A 14735-nucleotide genomic window follows, 5' to 3' on the forward strand; every position below is an offset into this window, starting at 1 on the left:
TGGGCAGAAGGGGGAAAACAGCATGATCCAGGGCGTTGACGAGGATCCGGACCGCACCGAACTGCTGGCCACGCGCGCCTCCGGCGCCGTCGTGGTCGACGCCGCGGCCTTGCCGCCGGGCGCCCGCATCGGGCGATACCGGGTGGTGGAGCTGCTCGGTCGCGGCGGCATGGGCGAGGTGTACCGCGCGGAGCAGCTGGAGCCGGTGCGCCGCACGGTGGCGCTCAAGCTGATGCGCGGCCGGCGGCTCGAGGCGCGGCACCTGGCGTATTTCGAGGTCGAGCGGCAGATGTTGGCGCAGATGCGCCACCCCGCGATCGCGCAGGTCTTCGACGCCGACACCACGCCCGACGGCCAGCCCTATTTCGCGATGGAGTTCATCGCCGGAAGTGCGCTCACCGATTACTGCGAAGCAAAGCAGCTGCCGCTCGCGGAGCGCTTGCGCCTGCTGGTCGGCATCTGCGAAGGCGTGCAGCACGCGCACCAGAAGGGCGTGGTGCATCGCGACCTGAAGCCGGCCAACCTGCTGGTGGACGAGGTCGACGGCCGGCCCATGCCGAAGATCATCGATTTCGGCATCGCCACCGCGGCGGCGGGCGCCGGGGTCGCGGGCCGGGAAGTCGCGGGCACGCCGGACTACATGAGCCCCGAGCAGGCGGCCGGCGACCAGGCACGCGTGGACACGCGCAGCGACGTCTACTCGCTGGGCGTGGTGCTGTTCGAACTCTTGACCGGCCAGCGCCCGACGCTTGCCGGCGAAACCGTGGCCGGCACCGCGCACACGCAGCGCCTGCCTTCGCATCAGCTCGCGACGCTACCTCCGGTCGAAGGCAAGCGCCTGGCGCGCGGGCAGGGCGTGAGCGTGCCGCGGATGCGCCGCCTGCTCCGCCATGAGCTGGACTGGGTGGTCGCGCGCGCGATGGCGCATGACCGCGGCGACCGCTACGCGTCGGCCTCGGCCCTGGCCGACGATCTCCGCCGCTTCCTCGATGGCCGTGCGCTGGCCGCGGTGCCGGCCTCGCGCCGCTACGTGGCCGGGAAATTCATCCGCAGGCATCGCGCGGGCATTGCGGCGGCCTCGGTGGCCGCGGTGGCGCTCGTCGCCGGCCTGGCGATGTCGGTGCACGGCCTGGTGCAGGCGCGTACGCAGCGCGCCATCGCCGAAGAGCGGAGCGCGCAGCTGGAAACCGTGGCCGCGTTCCAGCAGTCCATGCTCGAGGACGTCGACATCGAGGCCATGGGCGGTGCGCTGGCCGCCGGGCTGCGCGAGCAGCTGGAACGCGCCGGGCCCGATGCAGCCACGGCGCTGGACGCGGTGCTGTTCCATGCCGATACCACCGACATCGCGCGGGGCCTGGTTGACGGCAACATCCTGGCCCGCGCCGAGGACGCCATCGCGCGTGATTTCGCCGGACAGCCGCTGCTCGAAGCCGACCTGACCGAATCGGTCGCCGGGGTGCGCAAGGCCCTGGGCCTGGAGGCGGCGGCGGCGCGCAGCTACGCCCGGGCCGCGGCGATCCGCGCGCGTGAACTCGGTCCGGGCGCGCCGGCCACCCTGGCTGCCCGCCGCGAACAGGCGGAGTCGCTGCGGGCGTCAGGCGAGTTCGAGGCTGCGCGCACGGTCATCGACGACGCGCTGGCACTGGCGGCGATGCTGCCGGCCGGTGATCCGCTCCGGCTGAAAATCGAGCAGACCGATGCGGACGTCCTGGCTTCGATGGGCGATCGCCCAGGGGCCCGGAGTCGGCTGGAAGCGCTGCACGTTCGCGCAGTCGCCGCACTCGGGGCCGAGGCGCTCGAGTCCACCTCGATCCTGGGCGGACTCGCGGTGCTGCAGGCACGGATGGGCGACCCACAGTCCGGACTGGCATCGATGGAGCAGTTGCTGGCGATCCATGAGCGCGTGTCCGGACCCGAAGCGCCGCAGACGGCCAACGCCCTCCACAACATCGCCCCGATGCGCATGATGACCGGGGACCCCGAAGGCGCGATCGAACTGCAACGCCGGGTCGTCGAGCTGCGCACGCGGCAGCTCGGCGCGGAACATGCCACGACCCTTGGCGCGCGAGAGAACCTGGTCGCGTTCCTCGCCGACGCGGGGGAGTTCGAGGCGTCGCTCAGGCTGGGCGAGGAGGTGATCGCGGCGCTGGAGCGCGCGCATGGTCCCGGCCATCGGGCCACGCTGCGCGCCAAGGTCAACCGGTCGACCGCACTCGCGCGCATCGGTGATCACGAGGGCGCGCTCGCCCTGCAGGCGGAGGTGCTGGACGCGCGGACGCGGCTGTATGGGGCAGGGCATCCGGACACGGTCTTCATCGCGATCAACCGGGCGGGCACGCTGCTGCAGTCGGGTCGACCGGAGGAATCGTTGGCGACCGTCGCACCCCTGGCGCCACTGGCGCGGGAAGTCCTGGGTGCCCGCCATCCCCAGGCGCAGGCGGCGCTGCAGATCCTGGGTGAAGCCCAGGCGGAGACCGGCAGCCACGCGGCGGCCGCGACGACGTTCGCGCGGCTGCTGGCCGACCGGCGCGAGTCGCTCGGTGGCGACCACCACGTGACGATCGGGACCGCGGCGCAGCTGGCCGACGCACTGGATGCCGTCGGGCGCGTCGACGAGGCCGCGGCGGTGCGCAGGGAACTGGTCGCGCCGCTGCTGGCCGCCGACCCCGAGGGACTGTCGCCGCCGCTGCGCAAGCTGGCCGAGGACTTGGCCGACCCCGGGCGCCGCGGCTGACTACGCGGCGACGCTATTCCGCCGGCTTCGCAGCCTCGGCCGGCGCCGTGGTCGCCGCGCGCCGCCCGAGCTGCACCTCGCGGTGCGCGATATAGGCGTTGGCGACGAGGATGATGCCGGCGCCGAGCAGGGTCCAGCGCGTGGGTTCCTCGCCGAACAGCAGCCACGCGGCCAGCGCCACCAGCGGCAGCTGCACGAAGCTGATCGGCTGCAGCGCCGAGACCTCGCCGATCTTCAGCGCCCGCGTCCACAGCAACTGGCCACCGGTACCGAACGCGCCCAGCAGGAGCAGCCACAGCCAGGTGATGCCCTGCGGCCACTGCCAGGCGAACAGCGCCGGCACCAGCGACATCGGCACCCAGAACACGTAGGTGTAGAAGACGATGGTGTCGGCCGCATCCACGCGCGAGAGCTGCTTGATCTGGATTGCGACCAGGGCCCCGAGCAGGGCGCCGGAGAGGGCCACCAGGGTGCCGAGGCTGAAGTCGGTGCTGCCCGGGCGCACGATCACCAGCACGCCGACCAGGCCGATCAGCACCGCCGACCAGCGCCGCATGCGCACGACCTCGCCAAGGATGAACACCGCCGCCACCGTCGCGAACAGCGGCGTGGCGTAGGACAGCGCAATCGCCTGCGCCATCGGCAGGTGGCCCAGCGCCCAGAAGCCGCAGAGCATCGAGCCGACGCCGATCGCGCAGCGCAGCACGTAGCGGGGTAGCTGGGTGGTGCGCGGCAGCTGCCAGCGGCCATGGAACAGGAAGGGCAGCAGGAACAGCAGGCCGAAGAAATTGCGGAAGAACGCGACCTGGTACGTCGAAAGATCGGCCGAGGCGAGGCGGATGGTGACCGCCATCGCTGCGAAGAAGCTGGTGCTGCCCAGCATCAGCAGCGCGGCGCGTGCCTGCGGGTTCGGCGCCGCCGCGCTCACCAGCTGGCGCCGATGATGCGCGGCTCCGGCTCAAGCGCCACGCCGAAACGCGCCTGCACCGAATCGGCGATGCGTCGCGCCAGCGCAAGCAGGTCCGCGCCGCTGGCGTCACCATGGTTGACCAGCACCAGGGCGTGGCCGGGCGCGACGCCGGCGTCGCCATCGCGATGGCCCTTCCAGCCGGTGGCGTCGATCAGCCAGGCGGCCGACAGCTTGCGCAGGCCGGGCGCACCGGCCTCGAAGCAGGGTAGTCCTGGATGTTCGGAGAGCAGGGCGTCCGCCTGCGCCGAGGGCACGATCGGGTTCTTGAAGAAGCTGCCGGCATTGCCGAGCAGTGCCGGGTCTGGAAGCTTGCGCCGGCGGATCCGGCAGACGGCGTCGGAGACCTGCGTCGGCGTGGGCGCATCGATGCCCATCGCTTCCAGCTCGGCGCCCAGGCCCGCGTAGCCGAGCTCCAGCCGCGGCGTGCGCGAGAGCATGAATTCCACCGCGGTCACCACCCAGCGCCCGGGCTCGCGCTTGAAGCGGCTGTCGCGATAGGCGAAGCCGCAGTCGGCCGCGGCCAGGCGCACGGCGGCGTCGCGTTCGCGGTCCCAGACCTCGACGGCGTGCACGCGGCGGTCGAGCTCGACGCCGTAGGCACCGATGTTCTGGATCGGCGCGGCGCCGACCGTGCCCGGGATCAGCGAGAGGTTCTCGAGTCCGGACAGTCCCAGCGCCAGGGTGTGGAGCACGAAGTCGTGCCAGCCGCAGCCGGCTTCGGCGCGCACGATGACGGTGTCGCCATCGCCATCGCCATCGCCGTCATCGTCATCGTCATCGTCGATGTCGTGCCCGTCGTGCCCGTCGTGCGTGATCGCATCGCCGGTGAGCGCCAGCGCGACGCCGCCGAAGTCGCCCGCGAACAGCAGGTTGCTGCCGCTGCCGAACACCAGCAGTCCATCGTCCACCCGGGGATCGGCCAGGACGCCGGACAGGGCATCGGCATCGGCCACCTCGACCAGCCAGGCCGCGCGCGCGGGCACGCGGAAGCTGGTGCGCGCGGTGAGGTCGGCGTCGCGCGTCCAGCGCACCGCGGGGTCTGCGTCGATGGCGGCGGCACTCACAGGTTCGGGAGGTTGCCGCGGCTCGGCGCTTCCTTGCGCCGGCGGATGGCTTCGACGCACTCGCCGACCAGCGCCGGGCCGCGGTAGACAAGGCCGGTATAGAGCTGCACCAGTGATGCACCGGCGGCGGTCTTCTTTGCCGCGTCGGCGCCGGAAAGGATGCCGCCAACGCCGATCAGCGGGATGCCCTCCGGCAGGCGCGTGCGCAGCATGCGCAGCACCGCGGTGGACTTGTTCATCAGCGGCTCGCCCGACAGCCCGCCGGACTCGTGCGCGTGCGCATGGTCCTGCACTGCGATGCGCGACACCGTGGTGTTGGTGGCGATCACGCCGTCCACGCCCAGGTCGCCGAGCACGCGCGCGGCGGCGTCGATGTCTTCGTCGCTGAGGTCGGGCGCGACCTTGACCAGCATCGGCACGCGGCGGCCGTGGCGCGATGCCAGCCGCTCCTGCGCCTCGCGCAGTTCGCCCACCAGGTGGCGCAGTGACTGCTCTTCCTGCAATTCACGCAGGCCGGCGGTGTTGGGCGAGGAAATGTTGACCGTGACGTAGTCGGCCAGCGGATACACCCGCTCGAGGCAGTGCAGGTAGTCGACGTGCGCCGACGCGTTGGGCGTGTCCTTGTTCTTGCCGATGTTGATGCCCAGCAGGCCCTGGTTGCGGCGGCGCGCGCGGCCGACGTTGCGCACAAGGGCGTCGACGCCATCGTTGTTGAAGCCCAGCCGGTTGATGATGGCCTGGTGTTTCGGCAGGCGGAACATGCGCGGCTTCTGGTTGCCCGGCTGCGGCCGCGGCGTGACCGTGCCGACTTCGACGAATCCGAAGCCGAGCCCCAGCAGTGCGTCGATGTGCTCGCCGTTCTTGTCCAGCCCGGCGGCGAGGCCGACCGGGTTGGGGAAGCTCAGGCCGAAGGCCTTGGTCGGGAACGCGCGTGGCACGCCCCCCAGCAGGCGCTGCACCCGCATGCGGTGCAGCGCGTCGAGCGAAGACAGGCCAAGGCCGTGCGCGCGCTCCGCGTCGAGTGCGAAGAGGAAGGGACGCGCAAGGCCGTACATGCTGTCCTCAGAGGTCGAACTTGATGCCCTGGGCCAGCGGCAGCGCGTCGGAGTAGTTGATGGTGTTGGTCTGGCGGCGCATGTACGCGCGCCACGCATCCGAGCCCGACTCGCGACCGCCGCCGGTGTCCTTCTCGCCGCCGAACGCGCCGCCGATCTCGGCGCCGGAGGTGCCGATGTTGACGTTGGCGATGCCGCAGTCCGAGCCCGCCGCCGACAGGAAGGCCTCGGCGCGCTTGAGGTTGGTGGTGAAGATCGCCGACGACAGGCCCTGCGGCACGTCGTTCTGCATGGCGATGGCGTCCTCGAGCTCCGAGTACTTCATCACGTACAGGATCGGCGCGAAGGTCTCGGTCTGCACCACCTCGGCGTCGTGGGCCAGGCCGGTGACGATGGCCGGACGCACGAAGAAGCCCTTGCGGTCGGTGAACGCGGTGCCGCCGCTCTCGACCGTGCCGCCGGCGGCCTTGGCCTGTTCGATCGCCGCCAGGAATGCATCGACCGCCGACTGGCTGTTGAGCGGGCCCATCAGGTTTGCAGGGTCGGTCGGATCGCCGATCTTTGTCTCGACCTGGGCGTAGCCGGCCTTCAGCTTCGCCAGTACGTCATCAAAGATCGACTCGTGGATGAAGGCGCGGCGGGTGCTCGTGCAGCGCTGGCCGGCGGTGCCGACCGCGCCGAACACGATCGCCGGGATCGCAAGCTTCAGGTCCGCGGTCTCGTCGACGATCATCGCGTTGTTGCCGCCGAGCTCGAGCAGCGAACGACCGAGGCGGCGCGCGACGCGCTCGCCGACCTGGCGGCCGACCTTGGTCGAGCCGGTGAAGCTGATCAGCGCCACGCGACGGTCGTCGACCATGCGCTCGGCAAGCGCGTTGTCGGTGTCGTTGAACAGGAAGAACAGGTCCGGGAAGCCGCCTTCGCGCAGCGCCTCGTTGCAGATCCGGATCGAGGCGATCGCCGACAGCGGGGTCTTGCCCGAGGGCTTCCAGATCGAGATGTCGCCGCAGGCGGCCGCGATCAGCGCGTTCCAGGCCCAGACCGCGACCGGGAAGTTGAAGGCCGAGATGATCCCGACGATGCCCAGCGGCTGCCACTGCTCGTACATGCGGTGGCCGGGGCGCTCGGAGTGCATGGTCAGGCCGTAGAGCTGGCGCGAGAGGCCGACGGCGAAGTCGCCGATGTCGATCATCTCCTGGACCTCGCCGTCGCCTTCCGGCTTGGACTTGCCCATCTCAAGCGCGACCAGCGAGCCCAGCATGTCCTTGTTGGCGCGCAGCGCGTTCGCGCACAGGCGGACGGCTTCGCCGCGCAGCGGCGCGGGCGTGGTGCGCCAGGTCTTGAACGCGCGCTGGGCGCGCTCGACGATGACTTCGTAGTCCTCGGCCGAGGTGGCGTGCACCTGTGCCAGCACTTCGCCATCGGTCGGGTTCACGGGCTCCAGCACGCCGGCATCGCGGGTCTTGGACCACTCGCCATTGCCGAGGTAGGTGCCGGATTCGGTGGCGGAAAGGCCGAGGGCGGTGAGGACGGGATGGGGCATGGGGAAAACTCCTTGAGGCGAAATGTGGTGCCCCCGGCGCGATTCGAACGCACGACCTTCCCCTTAGGAGGGGGACGCTCTATCCAGCTGAGCTACGGAGGCAGCAGCCGGCAATTCTCGCACGGTGCCTCCGGGACGGGCAAAGAATGCGGGTGCGCGTGAGTGCCCTCCGGGAGGGAGCGCGCTGCCCGCCGTGGATGCAGGGGGGATGCCCAGCCGGATTATTCGCGTCCTGCTCCCAGATCCGGCCGCCGGCCATCCATGGCCGGCTCTGGGCATCCCCCCTGCATCCACGGCGGGCTCGAACCTTTTGCGCGGTCGTGGACGGAGGCAACGTCGACGCCGACGTCGCAACTGGGCGGATCGCCCCGGATCAAGCGGCACAGCCACGCCACGGCTTCGTCCACGAGCGCGAGCGCGCCCGCTCCTGATCTCCGCCCCGAAGCCAAGAAACTCCACGGCCCGTCCCGTGCACAGGGGGTGTGCGTACAGCCGGCCATGGATGGTCGGCGGCCGGCAGTGGGAGCAGGACGCGGAGACTGCCGGGGGAGCACACCCCCTGTGTGCGGGACGGGCAGCGCGGACTACAACGGAGAAATGCGCGGGACATGCAGCGCGGACCCCAGCGGAGAAGCTCCCGGCCCCAGCTGTCACGTCAGCACCCCGGAGCCTCGAGAAGAACCAGCCACTCAGCCGGGCCGGCCATACGCCTCTCCCTTAGTCGGGAGAAGAGCCACAAAAAAGGCTGGAGCGGTTTCCCGTCCAGCCTTTTTGCGTGGATATCACTGCGGCGAGTGACACGTCTGATTGGTGGAGCGGAGGGGGATCGAACCCCTGACCTTCGCGATGCGAACGCGACGCTCTCCCAGCTGAGCTACCGCCCCATCAGGCGGACCATTCTACGCGTGCGCGTCCCCGGTCGGCAATTCCCCCGCGTCAGCGGCGAGCAGCGGCGCAAGCACCGGTTCAAGCTGGGCGCGTCGCCAGCGGCCCAGCGTGGTCCAGTCGTGGTCGTCGAGCAGGGCCTCGAGGCGGCGGCGGGAGGCCAGCACGCCGTCGGGCAGGCCGAGCTCGGCGCTGCGTGCGGCGACCGCGTCCTGCAGGCGGCGCACGGCGCGCTTGTCGCGCTCTTCGGTGCGGATGGGCGGGGCGTCGGCCTCGTCGGCCAGCGGGGTCAACAGGGCGGTCCAGACCTCGGCCAGAAGCTTGCGCGGGGCCTTGGGGTGGCGGTCGAACAGGGTCTTCAGCACGGCCTGGTCGGTCGGCTCGCTGCGCGCGATGGCCGTGGCCAGGTCGTTGTCGAGCACCCAACTGCGTGGCCGGTCGTGTTCACGCGCCCAGGCGTCGCGCCAGCGCAGCAGGCGCAACAGGCGGTGCTGGCCGGCCTGGTTGAAGTACTGGGCGGCGCGGATCGGCAGGTGCGGCCAGCGCTCCAGGCTCTCGTCGCGGGCGTTGGCGACCATGCGCTCGCAGTCTTCGCGCAGCCAGGCCTCGCGGCCCAGGGCTTCAAGCCGGGCCTGCAGGTGGTCGTGGAGCTGGAACAGGTGGCGCACGTCGTCGGCGGCATAGGCGAGCTGGGCGTCGGACAGCGGCCGGCGCGTCCAGTCGGAGCGGGTCTCGCCCTTGCCCAGCGCCACGCCGGTTATGTCGGCCACAAGGCGCTGGTAGCCGGCGCCCGCCGCGATGCCGGCGATTGCCGCGGCCACCTGGGTGTCGAACAGTGTTTCGGGCACCGCCTTGCAGGCGTGCAGGAAAGCGATCAGGTCCTCGCTGGCGCTGTGCATCACCTTGGTGATGCCGGTGTCGAGCAGGATGCCTCGCAGCGCATCGGGCATGCCGGGCGCCTGCATGTCGAGCAGCAGGATCTCGTCGTGCACGGCCATCTGCGCCAGCGCCAGGTGTGGCCACCAGGTGCGTTCGCGGATGAATTCGGTGTCCAGGCCGATGCGGGACGGGCGGGTCTCGAAGCGGGCGAGCAGTGCGGCGGGGTCGCTGACCCAGGTGAAGTCGTGTTCCATCGGCGCCAGCCTACCGGCCGCCGTGCATCCCCGGCAATCGTCGGCCGGCGGACCACCCGGCTGCGCGACGCGCCCTGCTTGCCGTAATCTGGCGGCCGTGACTACCCAACAGACGCTTTCCACGCACGCCGCCTGGTCGCGCCGGGCCGGTATCGCCGCCGCGCTTGCGATGCTGCTGACCGCCGGCTGCGCGCGCGACGAGGCCCAGGCTCCCGATGCACCGGAGGCCGCCATCGCCAGCCGCGGCGATGGCAGCGTCACCATCAGCGGCGATGACCGCCTGGCCGAAAGCCTGACCTGGCACGCGCCACGGGTGGACCTGGGCGACGACGAGACGGCGCTGCCCGACGCCCTGGAGCGCGCCGACCAGGCGCTGGAGGCCGACAACCTTGATACGGGGCCGGAGTCCGCGATTCCCCTGTACCAGGCGGTGCTTGCACGCGACCCCGACAGCGCGGAAGCCGCTGCAGGCCTTGAGCGCGCGCTTGAGGGCTTGCTCGCGCAGGGTGTCGCTGCCCTGGACAACGCGGGCGACGACGATGCCGCGCTGCGCCGTGCGCGGGAGGTCGCGGCGGTGGCACGCAGCCTGCGTCCGGCCGATGGGAAGGTGCGCGCGTACCTCGCCGGGGTGGATCGCGCCGAACAGCTGGCCGAGATCAATCGCGCCGCTGGTGACGAGCTCCGCGCCGGACGCCTGGGCGAGTCGGGCGGCGGTGCCCTGGCCCTGGTGCGCAAGGCGTTGGCGCTTGATGAAGCCCAGCCGCGCGCGCTGCAGGTCCGGGCAGCGGTGGAAAGCGCCCTGATCCGGCGCGCCGAGGAAGCCGCGTCCAAGGGCGACTTCGAGGGCGCCGGGACCTGGCTTGGCCACGCCGGCGCGGTGCGCGAAGACGCCACCACGGTGGCCGATGCCCGCGCCCGCATCGGCATCGAGCGCCGGGCCTGGATCCTGCGCCTGCGCGACGAGGGCATCGCGGCGCTGCCGCAGGCCGATGGCATCGAGCGCGCGCGCGCGCTGCTGGCGCGCATGCTGGTGCTGGCCGAGCCCGGCAACGCCGCGGTCGCCGAACTTCGCGAGCGCATCGACCTGGCCGTCCATTACGGCAACCATCGTCCCGGGCAGCGCTTCACCGACGCCGCCGCGGGTGGCCGCGGGCCGCAGATGGTGGTGGTGCCGCACGGTGGCTTCAGCATGGGCGCGGCGGACGACGACGGCGACGCCGACGACAACGAGCGGCCGCGGCGCTACCTCCGCTTCGATCGTGGCTTCGCGCTCTCGCTCAACGAAGTCAGCGTCGGCGAGTTCCGCCGCTTCGTCGACGCCACCGGCTACCGCACGCGCGCCGAGCGCCGCGGCTTCTCGATGGCATATGACGAACGCAGCGGCAACTTCGTGCGCCGCAGCGGCGTCGACTGGCGCTCGGACTTCGCGGGTTCACCGGCCGCGGCCGACCTGCCGGTGGTCCACGTCGGCGGGCGCGACGCCCAGGCCTACGCCGACTGGCTGGCCGAGGTCAGTGGCCAGCGCTACCGGCTGCCCAGCGAGGCCGAGTTCGAGTACGCGCTGCGTGCCGGTGGCGAAGGCCGTTACCCCTGGGGTGACGATGCCCCGCCTGCGCGCGCCGGCAACTTGACCGGCAGCAAGGACAGGTCACCCGGCGGCCGCGGCTGGAGCAACGCCTTCAAGGACTATGGCGACGACCACTGGGGGCCGGCGCCGGTGGGCACTTTCACGCCGAATGCATTCGGCGTGCACGATCTTGAGGGCAATGTCAGCGAATGGGTCGCCGACTGCTGGCACGACAGCTACCGTCGCGCACCGGTTTCCGGCTCCGCCTGGGTCAACCCCGGCTGCCGCATGCAGGTGGTGCGGGGTGGTGCCTGGGCCAGCTCGCCGCCGCAGACGCGCAGCTCCTGGCGCGCGCCATCGCCGGTCGACAACACCAACGCGCGCGTCGGCTTCCGGGTTGCGCGCGACATCTGAAAACAAGGCAGGGGCGACACATGCGACAGAATCCTTTGGGGCGTCGGCAACAGCAGCAGGCGGCGCGACCGCGGAAGCGGGGCTTCAACCCCAGGATCCTGGTCCTCGTCGCCTTCATCGGCTACGGCGCCTACTACTATTTCTCCAACCAGACCCTTGACCCGGTGACCGGCGAGAAGGTCCTGATCGATCGCTCGCTGTCGGTCGAGGACGAGAAGGCGCTGGGCCTGCAGGCCTTCGAGGAGATCCTGTCGCAGGAGCGGCCGGTCGATCCCGACACCCCGATCGCCCGCGAGGTGCAGGAGATCGCGCGCCGGCTGATCGCCAAGGTGCCCGAGATCGAGGCCGCGCTGGCGGCGGAGAACGGCCAGCAGCCGACCGGCTTTTCGTCGACTTTTGAATGGGATGTCCAGGTCATCCAGTCCGAGCAGGCCAACGCCTTCTGCCTGCCGGGCGGCAAGATGGCGGTCTACACCGGCCTGGTGCCGGTGGCGCAGAACGAGGACGCGATGGCGGTGGTGATGGGCCACGAGATCGCCCACGCGCTGCTGCGCCACGGTGCCCAGCGCATGGCGCAGCAGAAGCTGTCGCAGGTCGGGCAGATGGCCGGCGCGATGAGCGGCATGGATCCGCAGCAGCAGCAGATGGTGATGGCCGCGATGGGCTACGGCTACCTGCTGCCCTATGCGCGCAAGCACGAGACCGAGGCCGACTACGTGGGCCTGATGCTGGCGGCCGCGGCCTGCTACGACCCGCAGGAATCGGTGCCGCTGTGGGAGCGCATGAGCGCGGCAAGCGGCGGCCAGGCACCGCCTGAATTCCAGTCGACGCATCCCAACCCGGGAACGCGGATCGAGAACCTGCAGTCGCTGATGCCCAAGGCCATGGAATACCGCCAGCGCTTCTGCGCTGACGCGGCAACGGCGCCTCGCGGCTGACCCACAGGGGTTTTTGTAGGAGCGGCTATAGACGCGATCGCCCGAAGCGTGCCGTTGCAGGAGCAGCTATAGCTGCTCCATCCGGGGCGGACGGTTATTTGCGTTTGGTGCCGGTGGCCGGTTCGCGCGGCTTTTCAGCAGGCTTGGCGCCGGCAGCCATGGTGCGCTGGAACTCCTGCCACATGGCCATGTTGCGTTCGGTGATGCCGCTCATCATCGACCAGGGGGTCTGGCCGAGCATGCCGCCCATCTGCTGGCGGAACTGCTGCTGCTGCTCGAGGAAGGTATGCATCGAGCGCTCCAGGTAGGAGCCCATGAAGCCCTGCAGGGAATCGCCGTAGAAGCGGATGATCTGGCTCAGGAGTTCGGTCGACAGGATCGGCTGGCCGTCCTGCTCCTGCTCGGAAATGATCTGCAGCAGCACCTGGCGGGTGAGGTCGTCGCCGCTCTTGGCGTCGCGGACTTCGAAACTCTCGCCGTCGACGATCAGCTGGCGCACGTCCTCGATGGTGATGTAGCTCGAGATCTCGGTGTCGTACAGGCGGCGATTGGGATACTTCTTGATGACGCGCATGGCCATGCTGCGGTGCTCGATTTTCCTGACTCACCGCAGCATGACGCAGTGCAACAGCGCTTGCAACCGGCCTGCACGAGGCTTCGCGCAGGCTACCAGCCCATGTATTGGCCACCGTTCGCGGCGAGGTTGGCGCCGGTGATCCAGGCAGCTTCATCGGGCAGGAAAAAGGCCACCGCGTAGGCGATTTCGTCCGGCATGCCCAAGCGGCCCGTCGGGATCTGGGCGACGATCTTCTCGCGCACCGCCTCAGGCACCGCCATCACCATGTCGGTACCGATGTAGCCGGGCGAGACGGTATTGACGGTGATGCCGAGCTTCGCGTTTTCCTGCGCCAGCGAGATGGTGAAGCCGTGCATGCCGGCCTTGGCCGCAGCGTAGTTGGCTTGGCCGTACTGGCCCTTCTGGCCGTTGATCGAGCTGATCTGCACGATGCGGCCCCACTTGCGTTCGCGCATGCCTTCGATCACCGGGCGGGTGACGTTGTAGCAGGCGTTGAGGTTGGTGGTGATGACGTCTGTCCACTGCTCGGGCGCCATCTTGTGGAAGGTGGAGTCGCGGGTGATGCCGGCGTTGTTGACCAGGATCTCGATCGGCCCCAATGCCTCCTCCGCCTTGCGCACCATGGCTTCGGCATCCTCGGCCGAAGACACGTCGCCTTGGACGAGGGTGAATTCAAAGCCCTCGTCGCGCATCGCCTTTTCCCAAGCGCGCGCCTTCTCCTCGTTGCGGTAATTGGTCGCGACCCTGTGGCCGGCCTTTGCCAGGCGCTTGCAGATGGCAGTGCCGATGCCGCCGGTTCCCCCGGTAACCAACGCAACCCGTGACGTCATGTCATCGCTCCCGATGCCAGGCGCGGCGTGCGCCCGCTGCGTTCGATTCTATGCGCGCGGCATTGCAGTGGCATTGTGCAGTGCGGTGGCAGGAACGGGCCCGGGCGGGATGCGGGTCGGATCGAAGCCGTGCACTGCGGCCTGGAGCGTCGCCGCAAGCGTGGCGGAAGCGGGCAGCCTGCGTGGATCCTGGCCGAGTACATTCCATGCGGTGCGCAGCGCGGGCAGCGGGTCGGCGTCGTCCACCGGAAGCGATGCCCGCGACTTCGACAACTTGCGGCCGTCCCCGTCGAGGACAAGCGGCAGGTGCAGGTAGCGTGGCCGCGGCAGGCCAAGCGCACGCTGCAGGAACAGCTGGCGCGGCGTCGAGTCGAGCAGGTCGGCCCCGCGCACCACGTCGGTGATGCCCTGCGCGGCATCGTCCACGACCACGGCGAGCTGGTAGGCCCACCAGCCGTCGGCGCGGCGCAGCACGAAGTCGCCGGCTTCGCGCGCGACATCCTGTGCCACGTGGCCGTGGACGGCGTCGTCGAAGGCCGCGTGGCTGCCGTCAGGCACGCGCAGGCGCATGGCAGGGTCCGGGCGGCGCGCACCGGCGCGGCAGGCGCGATGGATGCCGCCCGACAGGGCGACGTCGCTGCGGCTGCAGTGGCACTGGAAGGCCCGGTCCCCGTCCAGCAGGCGGTCGAGCGCGGCGGCGTACAGCCCGCTGCGTTCGGACTGGCGGACCACCGGTCCGTCATGGTCGAGGCCGAAGGCCGCCAGGGTGCGCAACTGCGCCCGGGCGGCGCCCGGCACCTCGCGGCCCTGGTCGACGTCCTCGATCCGGATCCACCATTCGCCGCCGGTGCTGCGCGCGGCCAGCCAGCTGCCGAAGGCGACCAGCAGCGAGCCGAAATGCAGGGGCCCGGTGGGCGAGGGCGCGAATCGGCCGCGCACCGGGGACGGGGTGGCGGGCGGCGGCTGGAAACTGTCCGGAGGGGTTGGTCTGGTCGTCATGGCGGGCTCTGCGCCGTCATCTTGAA

Annotated in this window: 11 protein-coding genes and 2 tRNA genes; 3 read left to right on the forward strand and 10 right to left on the reverse strand. The window is 70.6% G+C overall.

Annotated elements, in window-relative coordinates:
- The first annotated feature begins 22 nt into the window (after nucleotides 1-22).
- Nucleotides 23-2734: a protein kinase domain-containing protein gene (locus tag ACW7G5_RS07370; RefSeq protein ID WP_457003200.1), complete on the forward strand. Its 2712-nt coding sequence runs from the start codon at nucleotides 23-25 to the stop codon at nucleotides 2732-2734.
- Between the two features lie 13 nt (nucleotides 2735-2747).
- Here the strand turns inward: ACW7G5_RS07370 and ACW7G5_RS07375 are convergent, their stop codons facing one another.
- The 7 genes from ACW7G5_RS07375 to rnd all read right to left on the reverse strand — a co-directional run bounded on the left by ACW7G5_RS07375 (nucleotide 2748) and on the right by rnd (nucleotide 9384).
- Nucleotides 2748-3617 (reverse strand): DMT family transporter, encoded by an 870-nt coding sequence (locus ACW7G5_RS07375; protein ID WP_457003966.1) that lies wholly within the window; start codon nucleotides 3615-3617, stop codon nucleotides 2748-2750.
- A gap of 41 nt (nucleotides 3618-3658) precedes the next feature.
- Nucleotides 3659-4768, reverse strand: coding sequence for a UDP-N-acetylmuramate dehydrogenase (murB, locus tag ACW7G5_RS07380; protein ID WP_457003202.1), 1110 nt, complete (start codon nucleotides 4766-4768; stop codon nucleotides 3659-3661).
- Nucleotides 4765-5823, reverse strand: coding sequence for a quinone-dependent dihydroorotate dehydrogenase (locus ACW7G5_RS07385; RefSeq protein ID WP_457003204.1), 1059 nt, complete (start codon nucleotides 5821-5823; stop codon nucleotides 4765-4767). Before ACW7G5_RS07385 ends, murB begins: the two co-directional genes overlap by 4 nt.
- Before the next feature lie 7 nt (nucleotides 5824-5830).
- Nucleotides 5831-7366, reverse strand: coding sequence for an L-piperidine-6-carboxylate dehydrogenase (gene amaB, locus ACW7G5_RS07390; RefSeq protein ID WP_457003206.1), 1536 nt, complete (start codon nucleotides 7364-7366; stop codon nucleotides 5831-5833).
- 25 nt (nucleotides 7367-7391) lie between these two features.
- Nucleotides 7392-7468, reverse strand: a tRNA-Arg gene (locus ACW7G5_RS07395).
- Nucleotides 7469-8174: 706 nt separating this feature from the next.
- Nucleotides 8175-8250, reverse strand: a tRNA-Ala gene (locus ACW7G5_RS07400).
- 15 nt (nucleotides 8251-8265) lie between these two features.
- A complete protein-coding gene (rnd, locus tag ACW7G5_RS07405; protein WP_457003208.1) occupies nucleotides 8266-9384 on the reverse strand; it encodes a ribonuclease D in 1119 nt (372 codons plus the stop codon).
- 169 nt (nucleotides 9385-9553) lie between these two features.
- Here rnd and ACW7G5_RS07410 point away from each other — a divergent pair, with 169 nt between their 5' ends.
- A complete protein-coding gene (locus ACW7G5_RS07410; RefSeq protein ID WP_457003968.1) occupies nucleotides 9554-11365 on the forward strand; it encodes an SUMF1/EgtB/PvdO family nonheme iron enzyme in 1812 nt (603 codons plus the stop codon).
- Between the two features lie 20 nt (nucleotides 11366-11385).
- Entirely contained in the window at nucleotides 11386-12303 is a 918-nt protein-coding gene (locus ACW7G5_RS07415; protein ID WP_457003210.1) for a M48 family metallopeptidase, read from the forward strand.
- A 94-nt stretch (nucleotides 12304-12397) separates the two neighbouring features.
- On the opposite strand, the gene phaR is transcribed toward ACW7G5_RS07415, so the two are convergent.
- The 3 genes from phaR to gluQRS form a co-directional block, all read right to left on the reverse strand.
- Nucleotides 12398-12883: a polyhydroxyalkanoate synthesis repressor PhaR gene (gene phaR / locus ACW7G5_RS07420; protein WP_457003211.1), complete on the reverse strand. Its 486-nt coding sequence runs from the start codon at nucleotides 12881-12883 to the stop codon at nucleotides 12398-12400.
- 86 nt (nucleotides 12884-12969) lie between these two features.
- Nucleotides 12970-13710 carry an acetoacetyl-CoA reductase gene (gene phbB / locus ACW7G5_RS07425; RefSeq protein ID WP_457003213.1) on the reverse strand — a complete coding sequence of 247 codons (741 nt, stop codon included), beginning with the start codon at nucleotides 13708-13710 and terminating at the stop codon, nucleotides 12970-12972.
- 48 nt (nucleotides 13711-13758) lie between these two features.
- A complete protein-coding gene (gene gluQRS / locus ACW7G5_RS07430) occupies nucleotides 13759-14709 on the reverse strand; it encodes a tRNA glutamyl-Q(34) synthetase GluQRS (RefSeq protein WP_457003215.1) in 951 nt (316 codons plus the stop codon).
- Nucleotides 14710-14735: the final 26 nt, after the last annotated feature.

The sequence above is a fragment of the Luteimonas sp. A501 genome (assembly GCF_054052085.1).